The sequence below is a fragment of the Curvibacter gracilis ATCC BAA-807 genome (genome assembly GCF_000518645.1).
Lineage (GTDB): Bacteria > Pseudomonadota > Gammaproteobacteria > Burkholderiales > Burkholderiaceae_C > Curvibacter > Curvibacter gracilis.
The window spans coordinates 1-24,325 of the sequence record NZ_JADZ01000031.1 but is presented as its reverse complement, the minus strand read 5'-3'; the positions used below and the strand labels follow the sequence as shown (position 1 = coordinate 24,325).

The window sequence follows — 24,325 nt, the reverse complement described above, 5'->3', positions numbered from 1 at the left end:
CAAGTCGCGGTGGGTGGCTTGGGTGGGGTGCCGCAAGGTGTGGGATGGGCCCGCGGCGCGTTGAAAGGATCGCAGGGGCCGTGGCCGTTGAAAGCCGGGCCCCGATGGCGATCAGGCCGCTTGCCGGGCGGTGACCACCGGAAAGTCAATGTCGGTCTGGGCCACGTTGTTGACGTAGTTGGTCAGCACATTGAGGGCCACGTTCAGCACGATCTCGAGCACGGCGGCTTCGTCGAAATCGGCGGCGCGCAGGGTGGCCAGGTCGGCGTCAGACACGCGGCCGCGTGATTCGGCGACACGGCGTGCAAAGTGCAGGGCCGCGGCGGTGCGCGGGTCGTCCGAGCGGCCGTCGCGGGCCGCGTCGATCTCTGCGGGGCTGAGCTTGGCGACGTTGGCGCTCAGGTAGCTGTGCACCGACAGGCAGTAATCGCAGCCATTGAATTCGGCCACGGTCAGTGCGATGCGCTCGCGCAGCGCATGGCTGAGCTTGCCCTTGTTGAGGGCACCGTTCAGCGACAGATAGCCTTCCAGCCCGGCAGGGCTGTGGCCGACCAGCTTCATCAGGTTGGGCACGACGCCCAGTTGCTTTTCGACAGCGGCCAGCAGAGGCTGGCTGGCAGGCAGGGATTGCTCGACGGTAGGGATGCTGAGGCGGGACATGTTCAATCTCCAAAGTGTTGAAAGAGTGGTTCAGTTGGGGTACCCGCTGGGTTCGCAGCGGGTGGATGAACTGTCGTTGAATCGGTGGATGATTAGAATCACCTCCATATCCAATTCACCATTACGAACGGAGGAATAATGGATCGACTGCACCTGATCAATGTCTTTGTGGCGGTGGTGGATGTGGGGGGCTTTGCCGGCGCGGCCCGCAAGCTGGGCATCTCCCCGCCGGCGGTCACGCGGGCCATCGGCGAGCTGGAGGCCCACCTGGGCGCCCGCCTGCTGACGCGCACGACGCGGGTGGTGCGGGTGACCGAGGCGGGTGCGCGCTATGTGGAAGATTGCCGGCGCATCCTGGCCGAGTTGGCCGAGGCCGATGAGTCGGTCAGCGGCCTGCATGGGGCACCGCGCGGCCGCTTGACGGTCACTGCGCCGGTGCTGTTCGGTGCGCTGCATGTGACGCCCGTGGTCACCGAGTTTTTGCAGCGCTATCCCGAAGTCACCGCCGCCTGCTGGTTCATGGACCGGGTCGTGAACCTGACGGACGAGGGCGTGGATGTGGCCGTGCGCATTGGCGAGCTGCCCGATTCGTCGCTGCAGGCCGTGCGGGTCGGCAGCGTGCGCCGGGTGATCTGCGCCGCCCCCAGCTACCTGGATGCCCACGGCGAGCCGCAGCAGCCTGAGGACTTGCCCAGCCACACGCTGATCTCTGCCAATGCGGTCACGCCCGCGCCCGAGTGGCGTTTCAAGGTGGAGGGGGAGTTGCGGTCGGTGCGGGTGGTGCCACGCATGCTGACCACCACCAATGATTCAGCGATTGCCGCTGCCGTGGAGGGCTTCGGCCTGACGCGTCTGATGTCTTACCAGGTGGATGAACTGGTGCGCCGCGGGCAATTGCGGCGGGTGCTGGAGCGCTTTGAGTTGGCCCCGCTGCCGGTGCATCTGGTGCACCGCGAGGGGCGGCACGCCTCGCACAAGGCGCGTGCCTTCATCGATCTGGCGCTGGAGCGGCTGCGCCAGCGCCTGGATCCGCACGCCTGAGGCGGCGGCGGTCTCAGGCAGGGCTCAGGCCGTCTTGCTGACGATCAGGTTGCAGACCTGTTCGTGCAGGTCTTGCAGATCCTGTGGCGCTTGCGAAAAGTTCATCTTCTGATCCATGCGGATGCGCGCGTCGGCGAGGGCCGCTTTTGTCGGGCGGTCCCACTGGGGGCCGAGCAGGCCCTTCATGATGACGGTGGCATGGTGCTCGGCCTGCTCGTCGCTGAGGGGCTTGCCCAGCAGCGCGGCGCCGCGCTTGAGCGTCTCGCCGTGGATGGTGACAAAGCAGCCGAGCATCGCGTCGCGTGCCTCGACAGGGGTGATGGCGGCGTCGGACCGGGCCTTGGTGAGCATTTGCTTGATGTGCATGTTGAAACTCCTGGGGTTGAGGCGCGAAGGGCAAGCCCACCCCGGTGGCCTCGCACCGGGGCGGTGGGGTTGGGTGGCCGGGGTGGGCTAGGGCTGTTGCGCTGAGGCCGCCCGCAGCCGGGCCAGCTCTTGGCGCAGCTGCTCAAGCTCGTCGCGCAGGGGTTGCACGGCTTGCTCGATCTCGGCTTCGGTGAAGCGTGGCGTGATGTGCTGCGGGCAGTTCCAGTCGAAGGCTTCAACGTCGATGACGAAGGCCCGCTCGATCTGGCCGCGGTAGCCCGGCACCCTGAGCCGTGCGAGCAGCGCCGGGTCTTCGGCTTCGCTGACCAGGCGCACGCGGCCCAGGATCTTCAGGCGCTGGCGGCTGGCGTAGTCCATCAGCATCAGCGAGATGCGGTCGTTGCCGCCCAGGTTGCCCACGCTGATGTACTGCCGGTTGCCGCGAAAGTCGCCGTAGGCCAGGGTGCTGGCATCGAGCACCTGCAGAAAGCCGGCTGGCCCGCCCCGGTACTGCACGTAAGGCCAACCGGTCTCGCTGACCGTGGCCTGGTAGAAGCCATCGCGTTCGCGGATGAACCCGGCTTCGTGCTCGGTCAGCGTGTGGCGACGGTCTTCGGCGTGGTCGAACGCAGCGTAGGCCGACCGGCTGCCCATGCGGGTCTGCATGGCCCGCACGGCGGGTGTGAAAGCGATGTCGGAGTAGGCGCGGCTCATGTGGGGGATCCCCTCGTGTGTTCTTGGCTGCCAGACAGTGCAGCGGGTGCATGAACTGTGGCTGGTCTGGCCAGAAAGCAGAACGCCCATCGAGCCGAAGGCTGTCTTCCGTTGCGCGGAATGATCAGCCGGACCCAGGGCAGCAGGATCACAAAAGGGCGATTTCGGCGCACGGCCCAGGGGGCATGAGGTTCGCGCAAATTGTCGGTGTTCATGGTGCTCAACAAGGCATCATTCGCATACACAAAACACCAGGAGGAAACCCTTTATGCGAGTCATGTTGGCTTGCGGCCTGTTTTGGGCCGCCCAGTGGATGGGGGCGCCTGCGGCGTTGGCCCAGCCGGCCCCCGTCATCGCCTGCGAGGCACGCAAGCCCGATACCGAGTGGCTGCTGAAAGCGCCAGCCAAGATCGATTGGGCCTGTGGCCAGTCGGTGATGACGCTCAACACCGTGTTGCCCAGCGGTGAGCCCGACTTTGACCCGCTCAAAAGCCAGCTCAGCAACGACGGCATGACGGCGGCTTTTTCAGAGGGTGGTTTGCAGGGGTTTCGGCTGTGGCGCCTTGCGGGCCCGCCCGCCCGGCCAGAGGATTCGATGATGGACCTGAGCCCGATCACCGCTGCAGAGCAGGGCCGTTGGGGCGAGACCGGTGAACTCTGGTGGGGGCGCTTTGCCCAGGGCTCGCCCCGCTGCTGCCGTTTGGGCAACCGGGTCGCGACCGATCTGAAGCTTGAACACCCCTGGTGGGTGGTTGTGGGGCAAGAAACACTGGAGCGCCGCTACAAGGCCAACACCGACCCCAAGCAATACCTGCGCTTTCTGACCGGCAAGGTCACGCCCTGGAGTGATGTGTCAGACAAAGGCAGCGTGCGCTTTGTGCTCGAATCGGCCAGCTTGCTGCGCAATGTTTATGGCAGCTACAACAAATGGCTGCGGCAAGAAAAAGCCAAGGTGCACGACGCCCAGGTGGAGCTGACGCTGGAGAACCAGCTCAGCGGCATGTTGCAGATCAAGGTCGAAACTGAGCGGGGCACCGAGACGCTCCGCCTGCCTGTGAAGCGCCAGGTGGATGAAACCCCCAGCGCGCCAGCGCAGCGCTTTGGCGGCTTGACCCATTTCAGGCTGACGCAGGGCTACGTCAATGCCCAAGGCCAGATCCAGAAGTGCCGCTACGACGCAGACTGCCACTACATCCAGCCTGAGCAACCGGATCAACATGGCTTGAGCGATCCCACCTACAGGGCTCGTGGGATGTTCTTTGGCGCCGATGGGCAGTACCTGGTCGTTCTGCTGGAGGCCCGCCTGATGCAGGCAGGCCCAGACACGCCGCAGACCGATGTGGGGGAGCGGCCCGGCATTTTTGGGATTGTGGTGCTGAAGCGGGTCAAGCTGTGAGGCGGCGTTGCCGCTCTCGCGGCAAGACGCCGTCCGGCCGTGGGGTCAGCGCGACAGGCGCAGCTCCAGCATGCCAGGCTCGGAGGCGACCGGCACCAGTTCAAAGTTCTTGCCGCCGGCGCTGATCTGGCGGGCTTTGCCGAGGGCCCACACCTTGCCATCGGCCACCACCACCAGGTCGTCGCGATCCGGAATCAGGCGGGTCACCAACACAGCGTTGTTGATCTGAGAGGCCACGGCGCGCGCCGCGGCGCAGTCCGCCGGGGCAGGGGCCCCAGGGCAGTAGTCGATCAGCGCGGGGACGAACCAAAGGCGATGCTTTTCGAGGATCTTGCGGATGCCGTCCTGCCCCTTGCCGGCCTGGCCACTCAAGAGCTGGTCCTGCGCCGGCAGCGTATCCGGCATCGCCAGCAAGATGTCGGGGCGCGTGGACGGCATGAACAGCACCGCCTCCAGCATCTGATTCATCGGCCCCATGGGCGCGGGGAACGCCCGGACCTTGAACGCACCCGACTGCACCAGGCTGCCCACCAGCGGCATGGCCCAGGTGCTGAAGTCGTTCCTGCCCCACTCCGCGCGGCGCCAGGATGGCTGCAGCGTCACTTTCTGCGTCGAACCGGCTGAGGCCATCATCGGGGCCGGTATCACCACGCCCTTGAATTGAAGGTCGGCCTTGCCCTCCAGCAGCGGAGCCCAGTCGAGTTCCGGCGAAAAGTCATGCGGCAGCGAGTTGCAGCCGGCCGTGAGCACCAGCATGGCGAGGCATGCGCCCCAGCGAAGGGCGGGATGGCGACGGGTTGAGGATGGGGTGGTGGCTTGGATGGTCATGAAGGGCTTGGTTGGCGGTCGCGTGGTTGAGCCATGACACGCCCTTTCGTTATATCCGACCTTTTGCATGGCACACGCACATATCAGGCCTGCTGGCGCTGGCGCAGACCGTGGTGTTCCGCGCCGGGCCGGACGACCGCGAGCGGCGATACTTCGTTGGCCGATTCAAATCGACGAAAACCCCGAAGGGTTCTCTACAGTCATGATCCGATCCCTCTGCGACCTTTCTCGCCTTTCTTTCTTTTTTCAGCTCGCATTGGCCACTGCCTTGCTTGCCGTGGTGCCCGCTGCTTCGTCGGCTTGGGCCCAGTCCACCGGGGCTGCAGGTGCAGCGCTGGAGCCGGCGTGCCCCCCGTCATCGGCGGACGCCGATCCCCTCACTGCCGTGCAGAACTTCCCATGGCAGGGGCGCAACGTTGTGGCCCGTGCCTGCTGGATCGGTGCCAAGGATCGACAGGGTGATCGGCTTGTGCTCGAGTTGCAGCTGGAGGGGCAGCCCCTGTTGCGACAGCAAGTGTCAGCAGGCCCGAGCCTTGAGGGACCGTTGGAGGCATTGCGCTTTGACAACACGCGCTTTGTCCTGTCCGAACGCGTGGAGAGCGGTCTGACACTTGGGCTGCGGCTGAGCACCCGCAACCGGGGCGCCCAGATGAATGACCGCTTCGTGTACCTGTGGCTCTACCATTTCGACGGCAGCCGGCTGCGGCGCGTCTTTGAGATGACTGTCGACGAGCGTTCTGACTTTCGAGACTGCAACGACGACTGCGCTCCGGCGACGCTCAGCCATTCGATTTTGGTCGTCCAGCCCGGTGCTGGGCACCACGGCCTGCGCGACCTGCGCCAGCGACAGAAGTCGTGGACCGAAGGCCCTGACGGCAAGCCTGTGGGCGGCGTGCCGCCCTGGAGCGATCAGATCTATTTCTTTGACGGTGTCAGCTACCAGCGTCAGCCGTGACCAGGCGGCGCCGACGTCCCACTTGATAAGAACCCTGAACCCATGCGCAAGACCTTTTATGCCTTGTTGGTGAAGCCCCTTGCCGCCCTCGCGGTGGTTTGGCCTGCCTGCGTGAATGCGGCCAACCTAGAGACTGCCTGCTACACGATCCCGCTGCCTGCCACGTGGTCAACCGTCCCAGACTCGATCGAGCTGGCCACGGGCTTGGAGGGCATGGAGGCCGTGGTGAGCTGTGTCCGGCTCAAAGGTCCGCCTGAGCCCAAAGACCAGAGGGCCGAACTGATGCGCGAGCGACTCGACAACGAAGCCCAGTACCAGCGCAACTACGGTAGCGCTCACAACATGAGGCTGCTTCAGCCGATGAAGCGCCGCAAAGTGGACCGATTTGAGGCCGAGATCTTCAGCCTGTTCGAGCAGTCCGATGGGACTCGCTTCTTGCGGTATGCCTACGTTCACGAACGCTCAGCCGTCGTCGCCGAAATCACTTATCGGCCCTTGCAGCAAGAGGTGGTTGATCGCTTCATCCGCGACAGCCTCAGCCGTGTTCGCTGGAAGCCCTACGCCGACTGGGAGTCTGCCCACTGAGTCCACACGGCTTGCGCAGCACCAGATGAGCGATGGCATGACGTCGGCCTTGTCGAACGGCAGGGGGCATGCAGGCACTCAGGCCCAGCAGCTCGTCAGGCCGGCACCCCGTCAAAGGAGACGGGGGTGATGCGGATGGGGGCGCTGAATGCGCAGGTCGGACATCGCATTGGCCGTGTTCAAGGCCATTCGCGCCAACGCCAGGGGGGACTGGGGCCAACGGGGTGGTGGAGCGCCTCACCAATTCGAATCCCCAGGCCGCGGCCCATCCACGTGCCGCCCCAGGTAATCGCGCAGGTAGTCCACAAAGCAGCTCACCTTGGCTGACAGGTTGAGCCGCTCCGAAAACACGGCGTGGATGTCGGCTGGCGGGGTGTCGTGATCGGCCAGCACCTGCTTCAGGCGGCCGCTGCGCAGGTATTTGGCCACATCCCATTCGGCCCGCATCAGGATGCCGTGGCCCTCCAGGGCCCAGCCCAGCGCCACTTCGCCGTCGTTGGTGCTGAGCTTGCCGTGCACCTTGATGGTTTCTGATCGCTCCCCTTTGCTCAAGCGCCAATGGCCGTAGGCCCCCGTGTTCTGGCGCAGCACGATGCATTGGTGCTGGGTCAGGTCATGCGGGTGGTGGGGGGTACCGGCCGCGCGCAGGTAGGCCGGGGCGGCCACCAGCAGGCGTCGGTTGGCGGCCACCTTGCGCGCCACCAGGCGTGAGTCCGGCATCTCGCCGAAATGGATGGCGATGTCGATGGAGTCGTCGGGCAGGCTCACCGGCCGGTCGGTCAGGTGCAGCTGCACCTCGACCTCGGGGTAGTCCTTGGCAAAGCCGGCGATGGCGGGCCCCACGTAAGAGCGGCCAAACCCCAGCGGTGCGTTCACCCGCAGCAGGCCTTTGGGGGCGGCGCGGCTGCTGGAGACCAGGCGCTCCACTTCGTCGATGTCGCTCAGGATGCGCTGGGCATTCGTGAAGTAGACCTCGCCCTCGCTGGTCAGGCTGATGCGCCGCGTGGTGCGGTTGAGCAGGCGCACCCCCAGGCGCTCTTCGAGCAAGGCCAGGCGCCGCGACACGGCGGGCGGCGTCAGGTTCAGCTCGCGCGCGGTGGCCGCCAGGCTGCCCTGCTTGACCAGCAGGCAAAAGAAACCCAGCTCGGTGTCTTCTTTCATTATTCAGTTTGATGCACTTATGTATTCATTTTAAGTCGATTCATCGATCTGACTGTTCAACCTAAAGTCGCCCCACTCTGGAACCCGCACCCCGGTGGACCCAGCAGAGACCTGGACATAGGAGACAAATCATGGAACAAGAGATCGAGCGGCGCACCCTGCGCCGGATCGGGTGGCGCATCGTGCCCTTCATCATGCTGCTGTATTTCATCGCGTACATCGACCGCGTGAACATCGGCTTCGCGGCCCTGACGATGAAAGACGATCTGGGCTTCACGGCCTCCATCCTGGGCATGGGGGCGGGAATCTTCTTCTGGGGCTACTTTCTGTGCGAGGTGCCTTCCAACATCATTCTTCACAAGGTGGGCGCCCGCCTGTGGATCGCCCGGGTGATGGTGAGCTGGGGCCTCATCTCTGCGGCGATGGCCTTTGTGCAAGGCACCACCAGTTTCTATGTGATCCGCTTCCTGTTGGGGGCGGCCGAGGCGGGCTTCTTCCCCGGCATCATCCTGTACCTCAGCTACTGGTTTCCCGCCCGCCACCGTGCCGGTGTCACGGCTTTGTTCATGGCGGCGGCACCGATTTCAACGGCCCTGGGCTCACCTGTCTCGGCGGCCCTGCTGGAGCTCAATGGCCTGATGGGCCTGCACGGCTGGCAATGGCTGTTCATCATCGAGGCCGTGCCGGCGCTGATCCTGGGCGTGGTCGTGTTCTTCTACATGACCGACAAGCCCGAGCAGGCCACCTGGCTCAAGGATGACGAGCGCGCCTGGCTGGTGGGCGCCATGAAGGCAGAGCAAGTGGGCAAGGGCGACAGCCATGACCACGGCGGCCTCAAGGCCCTGGCCAACCCCCGCGTGCTGGCCCTGGCCCTGGTGTATTTCGGCACCTCGGCCGGCCTGTACACCCTGGGCATCTGGGCGCCCCAGATCATCAAGCAGATGGGGGCCTCGTCGATGACGGTGGGCCTGCTCAACACCATTCCGCCCAGTGTCTCGGTGCTGGCCATGATCTGGTGGTCGCGCCATTCGGATCGCACGGGTGAACGCACCTGGCACGTGGTGCTGGCCTGCCTGGCGGCGGCCATCGGGCTCGTCATCGCCTCGGCCGCCAACACGCTGGTGGGGCTGGTGGCCGCACTCACCTTGGTGAACATCGGGATCAGTTGCGCCAAGCCTCCGCTGTGGAGCATGCCCACCATGTTTCTGTCCGGCGCGGCGGCGGCCACCGGCATTGCCACCATCAACTCCATCGGCAACCTGGGTGGTTTCGTGGGGCCGGTGGTGATCGGCTGGATCAAGGACCAGTCCGGCAGCTTTGCCGGGGGCCTGTGGTTTGTGGCGGCGCTGTTGGTCTTGTCTGCTGCGCTGACCCTGCTGTTGTCTCGCACCCAGCCTCGGTCTGCCACCCCGGTTCGCCCCGTCAGCCTCTGAGCGAGGCCCGTATTCCCCCACCCATCCACAACCCCACACTGTCATTCAGGAGTCCATCATGGAAAAGGAAGTTGCCATTCAGTCCCTCACGGACACCATGGCCAAGTTCACGGCCTACATCGGCAAGCGCCTGCCGCGCGACGTGAAGGCCAAGCTGGCCGATCTGCGCACCCTCGAAACCAACCCCCTGGCCAAGTCGGTCTACGACTCGATGCATGGCAACCAGGAGGCTGCCGACAAGCTTGACCGCCCCAGTTGCCAGGACACGGGGGTGATCCAGTATTTCATCGAGGCGGGCGCGCAGTTCCCCTTGCTGGGCGAACTGGAAGACATCCTGCGCGAGGCCCTGGCCGGTGCCACCCGGCTCGGCCCGCTGCGCCACAACGCCGTGGAGACCTTTGACGAAAAGAACACCGGCACCAACACCGGCACCCAGATCCCCTGGCTGGATTGGCGCATCGTGCCCGACAAGGACAGCTGCACCATCGACGTCTACATGGCCGGGGGGGGATGCACGCTGCCCGGCGCCGCCAAGGTGCTGATGCCGGGTCAAGGCTATGAGGGCGTGGCCGAGTTTGTGATGGACGTGATCACCGAGCGTGGCGTCAATGCCTGCCCGCCCTTGCTGGTGGGGGTGGGCGTGTCCACCTCGGTCGAGACGGCGGCCCGCCTCTCCAAGCTGGCCATCCTGCGCCCGGTCGATTCCCAGAGCAGCAACCCGCGCGCCGCGCTGATGGAGCAGCTGCTGGAGCAGGGCCTCAACGAAGTGGGCATCGGCCCCCAGGGGCTGACGGGCAACAACAGCGTGATGGGGGTGAACATCGAATCCTCCGCGCGTCACCCCTCCACCATCGGCGTGGCCGTCAACACCGGTTGCTGGGCGCATCGCCGCGGCAAGATCCGCGTCAACGCCGACCTGTCTTATGAAATCCTGTCCCACGATGGAGTTGTGCTGTGAAGAAGATCCTGACCACCCCCCTGAAGAGCGAAGACCTGCAAGACCTGCGCGTTGGCGATGTGGTGTACCTCACCGGCCGTCTGGTCACCTGCCGTGACGTGGCGCACCGCCGCCTGATCGAGCAGGGTCGCGAGCTGCCGGTGGACCTGGAAGGCGGCGCGATCTTTCACGCCGGCCCCATCGTGCGCAAGAAGGACGACGGCCAATTCGAGATGGTCTCGATCGGCCCCACCACCAGCATGCGCATGGAGAAGTTCGAGCGCGAGTTCATCAAGCAGACCGGCGTCAAGCTGATCGTGGGCAAGGGCGGCATGGGCCCCGAAACCGCCGCCGGCTGCCAGGAGCACAAGGCCGTGCACGCCATCTTCCCGGGGGGCTGTGCGGTGCTGGCGGCCACCCAGGTCGAAGCCATCGAAGATGCGCAATGGCAAGACCTCGGCATGCCCGAGACCCTCTGGGTCAACCGGGTGCGTGAGTTCGGCCCCCTGATCATCTCGATCGACACCCAGGGCAACAACCTGATCCAGCAGAACAAGACGGTGTTCAACGAAAAGAAGAAGCCCATTCTCGACAAGATCAACCAGCAGCTGAGCTTCATCAAGTAAGCCCCCCGCCGCCGCCCCCTGACCTGCGTCCGGGGGCGGTCTGCCATCTGACCCGCCCACCGCCAGGTCGCCCGCGACCACCACCCGTTCCTCACGCCCGGCAAGAAAAAAAACGGCCGTCAGATGTCGCCACCTGACGGCCATTCCAAAGGCCCGGCGAAGCCGCCGGGCCAAAGCTCACCCCCGCGAGCCATGAGGTGTCACTGTGGATGGGCTGGCTGACCGAGCAGCCACTCAACTTCAGGACATGGCGCCAGTGTGCCGGGGGCCGGATCGGGCGTGAACGAATCCGTGTGCATATCCATCCTCGGGAATCAAGGTAGGGCGCACGCCCCAGGCCTCAGCGAACCACGATGTTGGTGGGCGTGCTGCCGCCGCTGGCCACGTTGGTGACCAGGCTCAGGTCGCAGCTGGTGCCCACGCTGTACACCGACACGGTGGATGCGCCGCTGTTGGCCACGTAGGCGAAGCGGTCGTCGGGCGACAGGGTGATGGCCACGGGGCTGCTGCCGGTGGCCACGGTGGCGGTGGCCAGGGCGGTGGGCACGCCCGAGCTGATGATGTATTGCGACACGGTGTTGTCGCTGCGGTTGACCACGTAGGCGCAGCGGCCGTCTGAGCGCAGGGCCACAGCATAGGGGGTGGTGCCGGTGCTGACCGAGGCGGGCGACAGCGCGGTCAGCTTGCCGGTGCTCGAGTCGATGCTGTAGGCCAGCAGCTTGGCGCTGCCGGCCTGGATGGCGTACAGGTATTGGCTGCTGGCAATGGCCAGGCCACGCGGGGCGCTGCCGCTGCTCAGGCTGTAGCTGGCGGTGCTCAGTGCGCTCAGGTTGCCCCCCGAGCCCACGCTGTAGCCGGTCAAGGTGGCGTCGCCCGAGTTGGCGGCATACAGGTACTTGCCGTCGGCGGTGGTGGCCACCGAGAGGGGGGTGCTGCCGGCGGCCACCGAGGTGGGGTAGAGCGTGCTCAGCACGCCGGTGCTGGCCACACTGAACTGGCCCAGCGACTTGTCGGTGTAGTTGGTGCTGTACAGGTACTTGCCGTCGGCCGACAGGGTCATGCCGCGGGTTTCGCTGACGGCGGCGGTGTTGGCCAGCAGGGTCAGGGTGCCACTGCTGGACACGCTGTAGTTGGCGATCACGGGGCTGTCCTGAAAGCTCACATAGGCCTTCGAGCCATCGCTGCTCATCACGATGTTGGTGGGCGGGTAGGCGGTGGGGGCGCTGCCGCTGCTGCTCAGGGCGGTCAGTGTGCCGGTCGTGCTGCTGACGCTGAAGCCATTGACGGTGTCGCTGCTGCCGTGGGTGACATAGGCCAGATAGGCGCGGCAGGTGACCACCACATTGCTCACATTGGCGCTGGCCGTGCCGCTGGCACCCGAGGTGACGGCACAGGTCTGGCCCGTGGGTTGCGACTTGACCGTGACGGCATAGCTGCCCACCCCGCTGGGGAAGGTGAAGCTGGTGGCGCCCGAAGCCACACTCACGGTCTGGCTGCCGGTGGCCAGCACCAGGCCGCTGGTGCTCAGGCCGCTGACCGTGCCGCTCAAGCTGTAGTCAGAACTGCCGCTGCCGCCCCCGCAGGCGCTCAGCAGGGTGGCGACCAGCAAGGGTGAGAGGGCGAACAGCGTGGGGCGGGCCGCGCGGGCCGGGGTGAATTGTTGAGCGGGCATGGTCTGAGGCCGGTGTGGCGGCAAAGCGGTCGAGGGGGAAGCCTGCAGCGTTGGCGCAAGCCGGGCGCTAAGGTGATGAGAAGACAAAACGGATCCAGGCTCCAGAAGAAGAAAGAGGCGAGACCCCGGGCAGCACCGGGTGGTGGCCTCGCCCCATCAAGGCCTGCATTGTGCGGAGCAGGGGGCGCGCCTGCCAAGCGCGCAGCGGCCCAGGTGTTGCATGTACCCGACTTGTTGCAAAGCCTTCACCGACCGGTACATGACGACGCAGAGCAGGCGCCTCGAAAGAGGGCTGATACCCGTGCCACTTCACGAATCTATACACCGCACACACATGGGCGCCAAGGCGCGCTTTCAGAATCGGCGCGCGGCCCCGTGCAGGGGCTTGTGCTGATTCATCCCGCTGCCCGCAGGCGCCTTGAGGGCTCTTTGGGCGGCCCATTTTTGCCTCATGACCCCACGTCTTTCACTGCTGGCCACTGCGGCCTTGCTGACCCTGTTGCAGGGCACCGCACCGGCCTGGGCCGGCACGGTGGCGCGCCCCAAGTCGGCAGACCCTGCCAACCGGGCTGGCGCCGAGCGCACCCTGACCCTGAACTTCAGCAACGCCGACCTCGAATCGGTGGCCCGGGCCATGGCCGTGATCACCGGGCGGCAGATCCTGCTCGATGCCCGGGTCAAGGGCAATCTGTCGCTCACCAGCGAAGACCCCATGACCCCATCACAGGCCTGGAGCCTGTGGGCCAGCGCGTTGCGCCTGCAAGGCTATGTGGTGGTGGAAAGCGGCGGCGTGTACCGGGTGCTGCCCGAGGCCGATGGCAAGCTGCAGTCGGCCTCGGTGGTGGCCGGTGCCGAGGGCCCGCGAGACGACCGCATCGTGACCCGGGTGTTCAAGCTCAGCCACGAAAGCGCCAGCAACCTGGTGCCGGTGCTGCGCCCGCTGATCAGCCCCAACAACGTGATCAACCTGAACCCGGGCAACAACGCCCTGGTCATCACCGACTACGCGAGCAACCTGGCCCGCCTGGCCACCCTGATCGAATCGCTGGATGCGCCCAGCGGCACTGATGTCGAGATCATTGCGCTGGAGCACGCGGTGGCGTCTGACCTGGTCAGCACGCTGCAGCGCCTGGGCGATTCGCAGTTGCGCACCGCCAGCGCAGGCGCTGCCGCGCAGGCGGGCACGGTGGCGGCCGGGGGCTCGGCCAGTGGATCAGGCAATGGGGGCACAGCCAGCGCCACGGCGGGCCTGTCGATCATGGTGGACCAGCAGAGCAACAGCCTGCTGGTGCGCGCCGCCAACCCCGAGCAGATGGCCTTTGTGCGCTCGCTGGCCGCCCGCCTGGACCGCCCCAACACCGGGGTGGGCGTGCACGTGGTGCACCTGCAGAACGCCGATGCCACCAAGCTGGCCACGGTGTTGCGGGCGGCCTTCCCCTCGGCCGACAGCTCGCGCAGCACCGGCAGCTACGGCAGCAGCAATGGCAGCACGGGGCTGGACAGCGCGGGCGGCTTCTCGTCCAGCATGACCTCGGGCAGCAGCAGCGCCAGCACCTCCAGCAGCGGCAGCAAGGGCAGCAGCAGCCCCTCGGTCAGTGCCTCGGCCCAGCCCAGCACGGGCGGCGGCATCCAGGCCGACCCCAGCACCAACTCGTTGATCCTCACGGCTTCGGAGCCGCGCTTTCGGGAGATGCGCAAGGTGATCGACCAGTTAGATGCGCCGCGCGCGCAGCTGTATGTGGAGTCGCTGGTGGTGGAGGTGGACGCCAGCAAGAGCATGGACCTGGGCGTGCAGTGGTCGCAGTTGTTCAGCATCAGCAGCAGCACCACGCTCACGCTCGGCACCATCGCCTCGGCGCTGGAGACCATGTCGGGCACCAACATCCTGTCGACTGCCAATGTGATCACGCTCGACAACGAAGAGGCCAAGATCGTGGTGGGCCAGAACGTGCCCTTTGTGACGGGCTCGTACACCACCACCAGCAGCACCACCTCCAGCCCGTTCCAGACCATCGAGCGCAAGGACGTGGGCATCACCCTGAAGATCAAGCCCCAGATCGGCGAGAACGGCAACGTGCGCCTGACCATCTACCAGGAGTCGTCTTCGGTGGCCGCCACCACCGCGGCCGGCACCACCAACGCCGGGCCCACCACCAACAAGCGCTCCATCGAGTCGACCGTCACGGTCAAGAACGGCAAGATCATCGTGCTGGGCGGCCTGATCGAAGACAGCGCCACCTCGGATGCCGGCCAGGTGCCTGTGGTGGCCGACATCCCGGTGCTGGGCGCCATGTTTCGCAGCCTGAGCAAGAGCCGCAAAAAGACCAACCTGATGGTGTTTCTGCGCCCCCGCGTGGTCACCGACGACGAGGGCAGCGAGGCCTTGTCCACCGAGCGCCGCCAGGCCCTGCAGGCGCGCCAGCGCGAGCTGCCCACGGCCATCCGCGATGTGCTGATTCCCGAAACCCAGCCCGCTTGGCCCCAGGGGTGGGAGCAGCCCAAGCCCTTGAGCAGCCCAGCCACTTTGCCCTTGCAGCCCCAGCCCGCAGGGGGCTGATGACCCGTTGACCAGGGGAGGGTGATAGGTCAGCCATGGGGAAAGTGGCGTTCCAGCCTTGAAATGTTGAATATATTCGACATTCAAAAGGGGCAATGCTAGTCTTCACCCATGTATGCGATCCACGAACTGAGTTCCGCAGTCCGGACTCGCCGCCGGGAAATGGGCCTGTCCCAGCAAGCGCTCGCCAAGTTGTCGGGTTTGTCCCGTTCCACGGTGAACCAACTTGAGAAGGCCACGGTGAAAGATCTCAGTCTGAGCCGAACAGCAGCGTTGCTGGAGGCCTTGGGCTTGGGCTTGACCATCGACCCGCCGCACCCGCGCCTGCGCGACTCCGATCAATCCCCCCTGGAGCTCGCAGCCCGCACAGCGAGCGTGAGTTTTCGCACGCCGTTGACGCCAAGTGCTCTGGCAGACTCTCTGAGCTCGGGAATTGTGGCCCCCTCCTTGGCGCCGCAAATCGCCACCTTCCTGGATGAGCTGCCTTTGGCCCTGATGGCCAGAGCCGTTGAACAGGTTCATCTGGAGCAGCGCCTGCCGCGCGAGGTGATTTGGGCCAACATGCGCCGCATGGCGGCTCAACTCAAGGCAACACGTGAAATATGGAATGCAGCTTGATTTGACGCGCCAGGGGCCGTGGCAAAAACTGTTCCCGAAGGCGCTTGAACTCATGGCCCATCTTGAACGCGTCGCGCACAAGCCCTCTTGGTCGTTTGGTGGGGGAACCGTGCTGATGCTGAGAATCGGCCATCGATTCAGCAAGGACATTGATTTGTTCGTGCCTGATCCGCAGTACCTTGGCTTTGTCAATCCGCGGCTCAGTGAAGTCGCAGAAGGTATCTCGGCTGACTATGTCGAAAATGCCGAATCCATCAAACTGATTCTGGATGAGGGTGAGATCGATATCGTGGTCGGCACGCCCTTGACGGAGCACCCCTTTGAGATGGCTGAGTATCAGGGGCGACGATTTCATGTGGAATCCAATGCTGAGATCTTGGCCAAGAAGTTCTTTTACCGAGGCGACCGCGCCAAGGCCCGCGACATCTTCGATCTGTGTGCTTTGGCGCAGGTGGATCCAGCGGCCATTGCCAAAGCCCAACCGTTCATGCAACGCCATGGCGCCAAGTTCTTGCAGACCCTGAGCGCCCGGGAAGATTTGTTGCGTCATGAATTTGAGGCCATTGATGCCCAGGGGTTTCAGGATTCGTTCGAGTCGTGTGCCGAGGTGGCCAGACGTGTGGTTCGGTCAGCACTTTGAGTCGGTCTGCGACAGACTCCCGCGTTCGGTGAATCAAATCGTCGAATGTTTCTGCTTTGCAAACAGGGATTGGTTGAATTATTATTTTATGTAAAGAAGAATATATTTCTGCTTAATTAATGTATATAAAAATATGCATTGAATAAATCAGGAGGTATTTTAAAAAATATTGAATGTCTTCTGGGATACTCCGCGCGCCCTCCAACTTTCAGTCTGAATGCAGGAACATCCCATGGACATCAGCCGTCGAACTTTCACCCTGGCCGGCCTGGCCGCAACTGCCTTGGCGGGCTGCGGTGGGGGCAGCAGCTCCAACACCAACCTTCGCCTGCTCAACACCAATGTGAGCTCGCCCAATGCCTTGTCGCTGGAGGTGAATGGCACCGTGATCAGCTCGGGCGTGGCCTTTGGCCAGGCGGGCAGTTATGTCTCGGTGGGCACCGACACCAATACCGTGCGGGTGCTGGATCAAAATGGCACCGCCATTTACAGCTCGTCTTTCAGCCTGTCGGGCTCCAGCGGCCCCTACACCTTGGTGGTGGCGGGCTTCTCGGGCGCCACCCACACCACCACCCTGACCGAAAACCAGTCTTCGGCCGCCAGCAGCCGCGCCTACCTGCGCATCCTCGACCAGTGCCCCGATGCCGATGACATCGATATCTACATGCTGGGCGATGGCGAAACCCTGTCCAGCGCCACGCCGCTGGTCTCGCTGAGCAGCATCACGCTGGCGGGCTACTACACCCTCAATTCGGGCACCTACACCCTGGTGGTCACCGGGGCTGGCAGCCGCGACGACGTGCGCCTCACGCAAAGCGGCATCACGCTGGCCTCCACCTCGGTGCAGACCCTGGTGCTCAGCTCGGCCGCTGGCGGCGTGCTGGTCGATGCCACCGTGGTGTTGCAACAAAGCACCGTCACCAGCTACCGCAACACCCAGTCGCGCCTGCGCGTGGTGTCGGCCCTGCCGTCCCAGGCCGTGGCCAGCGCCTCGGTCACCTCCAGCGGCAGCGCCATCAGCCTGCTGTCCTCACTGGTTTCGCCAGCCATCGGCACCTACAGCCTGGTGGCCTCGGGCAGCCTGCCTGTCAGTCTCACCCTCAATGGCACCACCACCAGCCAGACCGTGGCGCTCACGGCCGGCAACGACTACACCCTGCTGGTGTACGGCGACCCGGCCTCGCCGCAGACCACGCTGCTGACCGACTCGAACCGCCTGCCCACCTCCAGCACCACCGCCAACGTGCGCCTGTACCACGCCTGCGGCACCAGCACGGCGGCTACCGCCCTGAGCATCGGCTATGTGCCCATCGTCAGCGGCGTCACCCTGGGCAGCTCAGGCCTGGGCGTGCTCAGCAACACGCCGTACAGCAGTACCCAACTCACGGTCAGCGGCGGCGTCTCGTACAGCGCCAGCGACATCGCCGTGGCCTCCAATGGCCTGTACTCGATGTTCATCATGGGCAGCACGACCAGCCCGGTGGGGCAGTTGTACCGGGAGCGTTGACGACATGGTCATGGCGCGACGGGTTTTGGCGTTGACCGGTGGGATACTGGCTGGCATCCCCTTCATGCCCCAGCCCGATGCCTGCCAAACCCACGCGCCGCACCCTCGCCCGACAATGGGAATTGCTCAAACTGATTCCCTCCTGCGGGGCCGGAGCTTCAGCGACTGAACTGGCCCTGGCCTTGCAGCAGGCTGGCTTTGAGGTCAGCAAGCGGCAGGTGGAGCGTGACCTGTGGGAGCTGCGCGAGGCTTTCCAGTTGGAGTGCAACGAAAAAAGCATTCCCTATGGCTGGCGCTGGCCCACAGGCGCAGGCATCGAATTTCCAGGGCTGACAGCCGCAGAAGCGCTGTCGCTGTGTCTGCTCAAACAGACACTGGGGGCCTTGCTGCCGGCCCCTTGGTTGACCGTGCTCGGCCCCCGTCTGGCCTCCGCCGAGCACAAGCTGGCGTCATTGAAGGCCGATCTTGGCGACAGCGCTGCTTGGCCGCACAAAGTGCGTGTGGTCCAGCCCTCCCTACCACTGCTGGCACCTGACATCAACGCCGAGGTGCTGGAGACGGTGCAGGAATGCCTGCTGGCCAGCGAGCAGGTAGAGGTCGACTATGTGAGCGGCCCTGGCAGCGCCCCCAAAACCTTGACACTGAACCCGCTGGCACAGGTCAACCGCGGCCCAGTGAGCTATCTGGTGGCCACGGCCTGGGATTACCCGGATGTGCGTCTATACGCCCTTCACCGCATCACTGTGGCACGGCGTCTGTACGTGGAGCTGCATCGTCCCCCCGGCTTCAATGTGGACGATTACCTTGCCGACGGGGCCCTGCAGTTCGGATCTCACGGGCTGATTCAGTTGCGAGCCAAGGTGTCTGCGGAACTGGCGCATCACTTGGGTGAAACGGCGCTTTCTGCGGATCAGGGCATCGAAGGGGGTGTGCTGAGTGCCACGGTGCCTGACACCTGGCAACTCAGTTGGTGGCTCCTGAGCCAGGGGCCACAGATCGAGGTGTTGGAGCCGGCATCGCTGCGCCAGCGCATTCATCAATCCCTTGAGCAAGCCTTGGCCGCATACCAGCTTGTGCCCTGATGATCGGATTGGGGTGCCTCTGCGGCTCTGATTTTTTCTGAAATTTCCAAACGAAAGGCTTTTGCACATGTTTGTCATCTACCGTTTTGATGTGTTGGGCGCTGAAAAGAACAACCCCTTCACACCGCGGCCGACACGGCGTGCCCCCAGCAATGTGCCCTACCTGGTCGATAACCTGTGGGAATGGCGTCGGCCGGCCCATTTCCCCAACCGGCGCCATTCTGTGTATGCCTCGCCCAGCGCGGCGCAGGCCCGCGAGTCCGGAGTGGCCAGCCAAGGGGCGGTGTTTCGGGTGGAGATTGACGACCCACACGCCAAGATCGCCCAACTCAACATCAAGGACGCCAAGCACCTGGACGAGATTGCGCGTCTGATGAAGCTGTTGCCCAGTTGCCTGGGGCCCGCCTGGCCCACGCTGCCTTTGGCCGAAAAGACTGCTCTGGCACCTTTGTGGGCGCCCTGTCTGAGTGCCGAGGAGGTGGAGTCGCTGTTTGCCCACCCGTCGCTGCTTGCCAGCCGTGACAAGGTCTGGGAGGCCATTCGATTCTGGGATGAAGCCCAACTGATCCCAGGGGATGGTGAATTGGCCCATCCCGAAGGAGAGTTGTTTTTCGAGGCCGCCGCCTGGAAGCTTTGGCCCCTGTGATCAGGCGGCGCCTTGCAGTTGCGCGATGTGTGACTCCAGGCCTGACAAGGCCTCCAAGCCCCCCAGCGGCAGGTGAAGCAATCCGTTCGGCCGTTGGTACTGGGCTTCCGGGTTGATCCGGATCAGTCGCCCGGCATGGTGGCGTGCCACGCGCTCGCCCCAGGTCCGCACGGTGGCAATGCGTTCTCCCGCGCCCACCTCCAGCACCAGCGGGCGTTGCATGGTGTTCAGGAACGCCTCAAGACGGCGCGCCTGCAGGGCATGGCGGTGCTCTTGCCAGCCACAGTCATTGAACATCAGGATATTGGGTCGAGCCAGGTCACCGCAGACGCTGCAGCGTGGCAGTTCATTTGTCAGCTGATGCGTGCGCAGATCCACCTGGGGTGAAAAGACGGCGGCCGACCAGATGCGTTCCTCGCAATTCGCCAGACACTGCAGATGGTGGATGGAGCCATGGCATTCATCGAGATGAAGCGCTGAGAACCCTGCATTTTGAAACTGGCCGTCCACATTGCTGGTGTAGACAAAATAGCCTTTCGATTTGGCCAGCGCCCATTGCCGCATCAGTTCAAAACCAGCGTGGGGTGGGGTCTGCCGATAACTGATGAGCCTTTGCCCATAAAAGCCCCAGGCCAGACGTGGCTCATGGAAAAAAGCCGCTGGGCAGGCTAGTTCCTGAAAGCCAATGCCTCGCTCCCGCAGGCCAGGATAAGCCCGCCACCAGCCCGAGGCACCTCTGAAATCCGGCAAACCCGAGTCCACACCCAGACCGGCACCGGCCGTGATGATCAAGGCATCAGCTTCGACAATCCATTGCGCGGCCTGGCGCAGCAAAGGGGTAATAAATTCGGTTGGAAGCGTGGACATGATTGGCACGAGGTCATATAGAAGATGCCAGTTTCTGTCGGCCCGCGCCGGAATGTGTCGCTGTTGATGCCAAATGGCAAAGAGCGCCTCTTGAGATGCTCTTTTTCAGATACGATACCTTCTCTAATTTCCTCTGTTTTGATCCGGCCTTGGAGTCTTGAATGAATTTTAAGAAGTTTGAGTTGGCATTAAAAAATATGCTTTCCGATGATTATGTCAATTCGCTTGAGTATGCTATTTTGATGTTGAATGGGGGGTCAGAGTTGGCGTTCCGTGCACGTTTGATTTGCAAAATTCAAGAAATGCTGCCAGATGGTTGTGTCGCTGTCTCTGAATGGGCTCCCGAGGGTGGTAGAAAACGTGCCGACATCGCTATCTTTAAAGTAGAGGGTGAATCTAAAAAATGTCTGCTTTTGATTGAGTTGAAGAGTAATTTTGTATCGCAGGTTTCTGATGTGCGAACAAGATCCAGGGAAGATGTTGAGAAATGGCGTGAAGGTGGATCTTTGAAATTTCCAACCATTTTTCTTTATTATGTTGTTCGGATTGAAGAGTTGGACTCGCCGGTTGTTTTGAAGCCATATGCAGTTCCAAAAATCAATAAAAAAGATGGCTGGACCAAGATTGACAAGGTTTTTGAGCAGCTTTATAAGGATCATGGTCTTGATTATTTAGATCCTTTGGAGACGAAGGGGGAATCAAAAATTTACCCTGCTGGTGAATCAAAGTTCCAGACGAAATATTATCTATATGGATTTAAGCAGGCTGTTCTTCCATAAGGGATATCGCCAGGCCAGTGATGAAGCAGTCATGCATGCAAATAACCTGAGATCATCGCCACGAGCAGACCTGCCCCGCGTCTTCCAGATTGCGTGAAACCACCACCGCAGGCTGCGTGATGTCGAACAAATAGGCCGGCTCTTCCTGGCCCGTCTTTGACAACCGGCCGCTGCCGGTCTGTATCACTGCCAAGGCTTCGATCTGGTTTGAATTGGCCAGGTCCACTTGTTCAAGCAGCTGTTTTGGAATTTCCACCACCAATGAGACGGGGCGATCCGTGACCCAATGGCTGAGACTGAAGGTATTCAAATCCAGTTGAGCCGCTTGCCGGGTGATGACCTGGACAGGGCTGTCGTCCTGAGCGTTGGTGTAGGGAATGCTCAGCATCCGTTGGCTCTGCCGATCGACCTGCACGGCGAAGTCATGGCAAGGCCGCAAGCCGGTGCGCCGCCCCGCCTGGTTCTTGAAGCGGAACAACAGGGTGAACGAAAGATGCCGTCGCGCCGGGGGCTCGCGGTAGCCCTCATGGGGCTGTTCCAGAAACGCATCGTAGATCAAGGGGTATTCGGTGCCCGGCGGCCCCAGGGCCAAGGTCAGACATTGCAGATGGCCCGTGCGATCAAAGCACAGCCCGGTGCGTGCGCATTGCGCGGGCTGCCGAGGATCGCAGGCGATGTCTTGCAGGCCCTGTTGCAGGCGCTGCAGGAAGGCGGGTTGCAACTGGTAGGCCACTTGCAATTGCAGCCCTCCCGGGGCGCGATCGGCAGGCCGAATGGACTGAACCGCAACCTGCAGTGCCTGGGCCGGAAAGCCTTGCAGCAGATGACGCACATGCTGCTCTCTGAACTCGCGGGCCTGGGCCTCGCGGGCTTGTTCGCCACTCAGGGCCTGGCCTGAGAAGCGGGCGGCCTGCGGGGCTGTTGGGTTCAGGTAGTTGCCCACGGCCTGTGGGCCCACGGTCACGGCCAGTCGTACCCACACGCCGTTAGGGCTGGGGCCCGAGTCCATCACCTCGATGTGGCGCACATGGCCGTTCAGGCTGGACTGCACCTCGTCCAGCACGATCTGGTCGTTTTGAATGCGGCGATCGGTCGTCACCACCTGGGGCAGCACCTTTTGCACGGCTTGCCGCACCGCTTCGTTGCGGGCCGAGGCAAAGTCGGGCCCCTCAGCGCGCACCTCCACCTGAACCTCAGGGCCGGAAGGCAGGGGGGGTGGCCCGCAATGGACTGGCGGCAGGCCCAAAGCCAGCGCCGCCAGCCCGAGCAGCAAGCTTGCAACGCGCCTGAGCACTTCACGCCACGCGGGGGGCATTGGCGGGGTGGCCACTGCATTCACCATTCTTTTTGCCCGCTGAAACGCACCTCGGCAGGTTGACGAAAACCGCGAGGCTCTGCGACCGATCCGCCAGGCCGTGTCGGGGCACCTGCGGGTTCGGGCCGATCCGCCTGCGCGTTGTGCAGGCTTTGCTGCAGGGCCCGGGCCGCCTCGATGGTGCGGCGGCTCATGCCCACGCGCACCCAGGCCTCTTCGCGCTTGTCGTCGTAGCCGCTGTCCAGGCGGATCACCCCGCGCAAGGTGCCCGAGGCATACGAGTTGGTCAGCTCTTGCAGCTCAGACTCCATCTTGCGCACGGTCTCGCGCGAGATCTGCTCTTCCTGACCCACTGTGTGTTGGCGTTTGGCCGATTCGATCTCGCTGTTCACTTCCTTGATCTTGCGCTCGGAACTCGACAGCTCGGCCAGGTAGCGCACAATGCGGGCCTTGGCCTTTTCTTCGGCAATCGTTTGGGCGGTGGCAATGCCGCGGCGGTCCGGAAAATTCACCGGCTGGTACACGGTGGCCGAGACCCGGTTCAGCGTGCCATCGGCCGCCCATTCGATGCGAAAAGACTCGTCAGCGTCCTGCCACAGGGTGTTGTCCTGGGCATCGGTGGTCACGGTGGTTTGGCCCGGCAGCGGGCTGCTCAGGCAGGCGGCCAGGCAGGCCAGCCGCAGGGCGTGTGTCAGTCGGGTGTTCATCGTTGCGCTCCATTCAGGTGGGGGTCGGCCTAAGGGGCCAGGCCCTGCTGAAAATTGTCTGATCGAGCCAAGACAAAACTTGACGCAGTCCTTGACGAAAACCTGACCCGGCAGACCGCGCTGCCGAACTCAGACCTGTGGCCCGCGCGCAGGCCCAGGCTCAGGCCAGGGGCAGCGCTGTTCGGCATCCCTGTCCAACACGTTGGAGATATTCAGATTCATGACCCGGGTGGGGCCGGGGCCATCGCGGTAGCTGGGGCTGTCGTCGTCACTGTCATCGGCATTGGCCGTCAGCGGACGGGGAATCAAGTGCCGCCGATGTCCCAGTTGCTCGCAATAGGCGGCTCGATTGCGCGTCTTGCGCGGGATGCGCACTTCGATCGAATCGTCCGAAAACGGATTCAGGTTCGACAAATTGAACTGACACAAGGGGGGCACCTCGGCTGGGTTTTCGCCAGGGTGGGGGTCCAACACCCTGAATTCGGGCTTGAAAGCGACCTGTTTGCCCGGCACCAGAATGCGGTAGAAGTCGCGTGCGTCGGCCGCGACAGAATCGTGACCCGGTTGCACCAGGTAGGGGCCCTGCTTGTAAGGCTCGTAGCCCACACCCTTGAACACCCAATGCATTTGCAGCACTGGCATGGGGCTCACGCCCAGCAGATAGACCCAGGTGTTGGCGCCAAAGAGCGTGTGGCCCGTGATCATGGCCTCAAACTGGCCGTCATGGTCCCAGTCGATCAGGCTCAAGGCTGGCGAGGGTGCGTCGTCGTTGGGGCGGCGGCCCTCGGCCAGCACCCGAAACGGCTGGCCCTTGGCCCGGGCATAGGACACCGTCAATTGGGCGCAGGGCTCGTTGGGGCAGCGCCGCTCTGTCACGCGCAGCCGCGAACCATCGGCGTTGCGACGGGTTTCGGCGTTGTCCTGGCAGGCCGCAGCGGTTGCGGCCGTGCCTGGCCAAGCCGCCAACAACAGGCTCGTCAGCAAAAGAGGGCGGATCATGAGCAGGGTCTCCTGAGAGAAGAGGGGCTTGAAGTCAGTGTCACAGAAAGCCATAGGTGCCGGTGCTGCCGCCCTTGTACTGGCACTCGGCCTCCAGCCCCTTGAGCAAGGCCAGCGCATCCCTCAGCGGCTTGAAGCGGTGCTGCCGCATCAGCAGGGCAAAGTCGCCCGGCGTCAGCCGATTCAGGCGGGCCAGCCGCGCCTGGTCAGGGGCGGGCAGGGCCGCCAGGCCCA

The 24,325-nt window shown here is 63.8% G+C and carries 25 protein-coding genes; 14 read left to right on the top strand and 11 right to left on the bottom strand.

Annotated elements, in window-relative coordinates:
• Positions 1-111: 111 nt before the first annotated feature.
• Positions 112-660, bottom strand: a complete 549-nt coding sequence (locus L880_RS0120770; protein ID WP_027477314.1) for a carboxymuconolactone decarboxylase family protein — start codon at positions 658-660, stop codon at positions 112-114.
• 138 nt (positions 661-798) lie between these two features.
• Here L880_RS0120770 and L880_RS0120765 point away from each other — a divergent pair, with 138 nt between their 5' ends.
• Positions 799-1,701 carry a LysR family transcriptional regulator gene (locus L880_RS0120765; protein ID WP_027477313.1) on the top strand — a complete coding sequence of 301 codons (903 nt, stop codon included), beginning with the start codon at positions 799-801 and terminating at the stop codon, positions 1,699-1,701.
• 24 nt (positions 1,702-1,725) lie between these two features.
• On the opposite strand, the gene L880_RS0120760 is transcribed toward L880_RS0120765, so the two are convergent.
• On the bottom strand, positions 1,726-2,067 hold the full coding sequence (locus tag L880_RS0120760; protein ID WP_027477312.1) for a hypothetical protein: 342 nt from the start codon (positions 2,065-2,067) through the stop codon (positions 1,726-1,728).
• Between the two features lie 87 nt (positions 2,068-2,154).
• Positions 2,155-2,781 carry a pyridoxamine 5'-phosphate oxidase family protein gene (locus L880_RS0120755; RefSeq protein WP_027477311.1) on the bottom strand — a complete coding sequence of 209 codons (627 nt, stop codon included), beginning with the start codon at positions 2,779-2,781 and terminating at the stop codon, positions 2,155-2,157.
• Positions 2,782-3,049: 268 nt separating this feature from the next.
• Between L880_RS0120755 and L880_RS0120750 the strand changes: the two genes are divergently transcribed.
• Entirely contained in the window at positions 3,050-4,177 is a 1,128-nt protein-coding gene (locus tag L880_RS0120750; RefSeq protein ID WP_157463007.1) for a hypothetical protein, read from the top strand.
• A gap of 45 nt (positions 4,178-4,222) precedes the next feature.
• On the opposite strand, the gene L880_RS0120745 is transcribed toward L880_RS0120750, so the two are convergent.
• Positions 4,223-5,005, bottom strand: coding sequence for a hypothetical protein (locus tag L880_RS0120745; RefSeq protein WP_157463006.1), 783 nt, complete (start codon positions 5,003-5,005; stop codon positions 4,223-4,225).
• A 202-nt stretch (positions 5,006-5,207) separates the two neighbouring features.
• Here L880_RS0120745 and L880_RS0120740 point away from each other — a divergent pair, with 202 nt between their 5' ends.
• Both L880_RS0120740 and L880_RS0120735 read left to right on the top strand, forming a co-directional pair.
• Positions 5,208-5,960, top strand: coding sequence for a hypothetical protein (locus tag L880_RS0120740; protein WP_027477308.1), 753 nt, complete (start codon positions 5,208-5,210; stop codon positions 5,958-5,960).
• 42 nt (positions 5,961-6,002) lie between these two features.
• The gene (locus tag L880_RS0120735; protein WP_027477307.1) at positions 6,003-6,545 is read left to right on the top strand and encodes a hypothetical protein; all 543 of its coding nucleotides are present in this window, start codon (positions 6,003-6,005) and stop codon (positions 6,543-6,545) included.
• Between the two features lie 237 nt (positions 6,546-6,782).
• Here L880_RS0120735 and L880_RS0120730 read toward each other — a convergent pair whose 3' ends face one another.
• Positions 6,783-7,706, bottom strand: coding sequence for a LysR family transcriptional regulator (locus L880_RS0120730; RefSeq protein ID WP_027477306.1), 924 nt, complete (start codon positions 7,704-7,706; stop codon positions 6,783-6,785).
• A 131-nt stretch (positions 7,707-7,837) separates the two neighbouring features.
• Here L880_RS0120730 and L880_RS0120725 point away from each other — a divergent pair, with 131 nt between their 5' ends.
• From L880_RS0120725 to ttdB, 3 genes are read left to right on the top strand one after another with little or no spacing between them, the layout of a single operon-like run.
• Positions 7,838-9,139, top strand: a complete 1,302-nt coding sequence (locus tag L880_RS0120725; protein WP_027477305.1) for an MFS transporter — start codon at positions 7,838-7,840, stop codon at positions 9,137-9,139.
• A 58-nt stretch (positions 9,140-9,197) separates the two neighbouring features.
• Positions 9,198-10,097, top strand: a complete 900-nt coding sequence (ttdA, locus tag L880_RS0120720; RefSeq protein ID WP_027477304.1) for a L(+)-tartrate dehydratase subunit alpha — start codon at positions 9,198-9,200, stop codon at positions 10,095-10,097.
• Complete coding sequence (ttdB, locus tag L880_RS0120715; protein ID WP_027477303.1) at positions 10,094-10,702, top strand: L(+)-tartrate dehydratase subunit beta; 609 nt, start codon at positions 10,094-10,096, stop codon at positions 10,700-10,702. Before ttdA ends, ttdB begins: the two co-directional genes overlap by 4 nt.
• A 340-nt stretch (positions 10,703-11,042) precedes the next feature.
• Here the strand turns inward: ttdB and L880_RS33020 are convergent, their stop codons facing one another.
• On the bottom strand, positions 11,043-12,374 hold the full coding sequence (locus L880_RS33020) for a lactonase family protein (RefSeq protein WP_043330131.1): 1,332 nt from the start codon (positions 12,372-12,374) through the stop codon (positions 11,043-11,045).
• Between the two features lie 451 nt (positions 12,375-12,825).
• On the opposite strand from L880_RS33020, the gene L880_RS33015 reads away from it, so the two are divergent.
• The 6 genes from L880_RS33015 (at position 12,826) to L880_RS33010 (ending at position 19,424) form a co-directional block, all read left to right on the top strand.
• A complete protein-coding gene (locus tag L880_RS33015) occupies positions 12,826-14,931 on the top strand; it encodes a secretin N-terminal domain-containing protein (protein WP_051443476.1) in 2,106 nt (701 codons plus the stop codon).
• Positions 14,932-15,042: 111 nt separating this feature from the next.
• The gene (locus tag L880_RS0120700; RefSeq protein WP_027477302.1) at positions 15,043-15,549 is read left to right on the top strand and encodes a helix-turn-helix transcriptional regulator; all 507 of its coding nucleotides are present in this window, start codon (positions 15,043-15,045) and stop codon (positions 15,547-15,549) included.
• The gene (locus tag L880_RS0120695) at positions 15,539-16,189 is read left to right on the top strand and encodes a nucleotidyl transferase AbiEii/AbiGii toxin family protein (protein ID WP_027477301.1); all 651 of its coding nucleotides are present in this window, start codon (positions 15,539-15,541) and stop codon (positions 16,187-16,189) included. Before L880_RS0120700 ends, L880_RS0120695 begins: the two co-directional genes overlap by 11 nt.
• 232 nt (positions 16,190-16,421) lie before the next feature.
• A complete protein-coding gene (locus tag L880_RS0120690) occupies positions 16,422-17,696 on the top strand; it encodes a DUF4397 domain-containing protein (protein ID WP_027477300.1) in 1,275 nt (424 codons plus the stop codon).
• Positions 17,697-17,773: 77 nt separating this feature from the next.
• Complete coding sequence (locus L880_RS0120685) at positions 17,774-18,778, top strand: helix-turn-helix transcriptional regulator (RefSeq protein ID WP_027477299.1); 1,005 nt, start codon at positions 17,774-17,776, stop codon at positions 18,776-18,778.
• A gap of 67 nt (positions 18,779-18,845) precedes the next feature.
• A complete protein-coding gene (locus L880_RS33010; protein WP_051443474.1) occupies positions 18,846-19,424 on the top strand; it encodes a hypothetical protein in 579 nt (192 codons plus the stop codon).
• Here L880_RS33010 and L880_RS0120675 read toward each other — a convergent pair whose 3' ends face one another.
• Positions 19,425-20,291, bottom strand: coding sequence for an SIR2 family NAD-dependent protein deacylase (locus tag L880_RS0120675; RefSeq protein ID WP_051443473.1), 867 nt, complete (start codon positions 20,289-20,291; stop codon positions 19,425-19,427). It lies immediately after the preceding gene.
• Between the two features lie 161 nt (positions 20,292-20,452).
• On the opposite strand from L880_RS0120675, the gene L880_RS35810 reads away from it, so the two are divergent.
• Positions 20,453-21,070 (top strand): hypothetical protein, encoded by a 618-nt coding sequence (locus L880_RS35810; protein WP_157463005.1) that lies wholly within the window; start codon positions 20,453-20,455, stop codon positions 21,068-21,070.
• Positions 21,071-21,122: 52 nt separating this feature from the next.
• On the opposite strand, the gene L880_RS0120670 is transcribed toward L880_RS35810, so the two are convergent.
• From L880_RS0120670 to L880_RS36080, 4 genes are all read right to left on the bottom strand, one after another.
• Complete coding sequence (locus L880_RS0120670) at positions 21,123-22,256, bottom strand: hypothetical protein (protein ID WP_027477297.1); 1,134 nt, start codon at positions 22,254-22,256, stop codon at positions 21,123-21,125.
• Positions 22,257-22,405: 149 nt separating this feature from the next.
• Positions 22,406-23,092 (bottom strand): Rossmann-fold NAD(P)-binding domain-containing protein, encoded by a 687-nt coding sequence (locus tag L880_RS0120665; protein ID WP_027477296.1) that lies wholly within the window; start codon positions 23,090-23,092, stop codon positions 22,406-22,408.
• A gap of 129 nt (positions 23,093-23,221) precedes the next feature.
• Positions 23,222-24,091: a hypothetical protein gene (locus tag L880_RS0120660; protein ID WP_027477295.1), complete on the bottom strand. Its 870-nt coding sequence runs from the start codon at positions 24,089-24,091 to the stop codon at positions 23,222-23,224.
• 40 nt (positions 24,092-24,131) lie between these two features.
• On the bottom strand, positions 24,132-24,325 hold a 194-nt coding region (locus L880_RS36080), incomplete at its 5' end, for a hypothetical protein (RefSeq protein WP_043330129.1).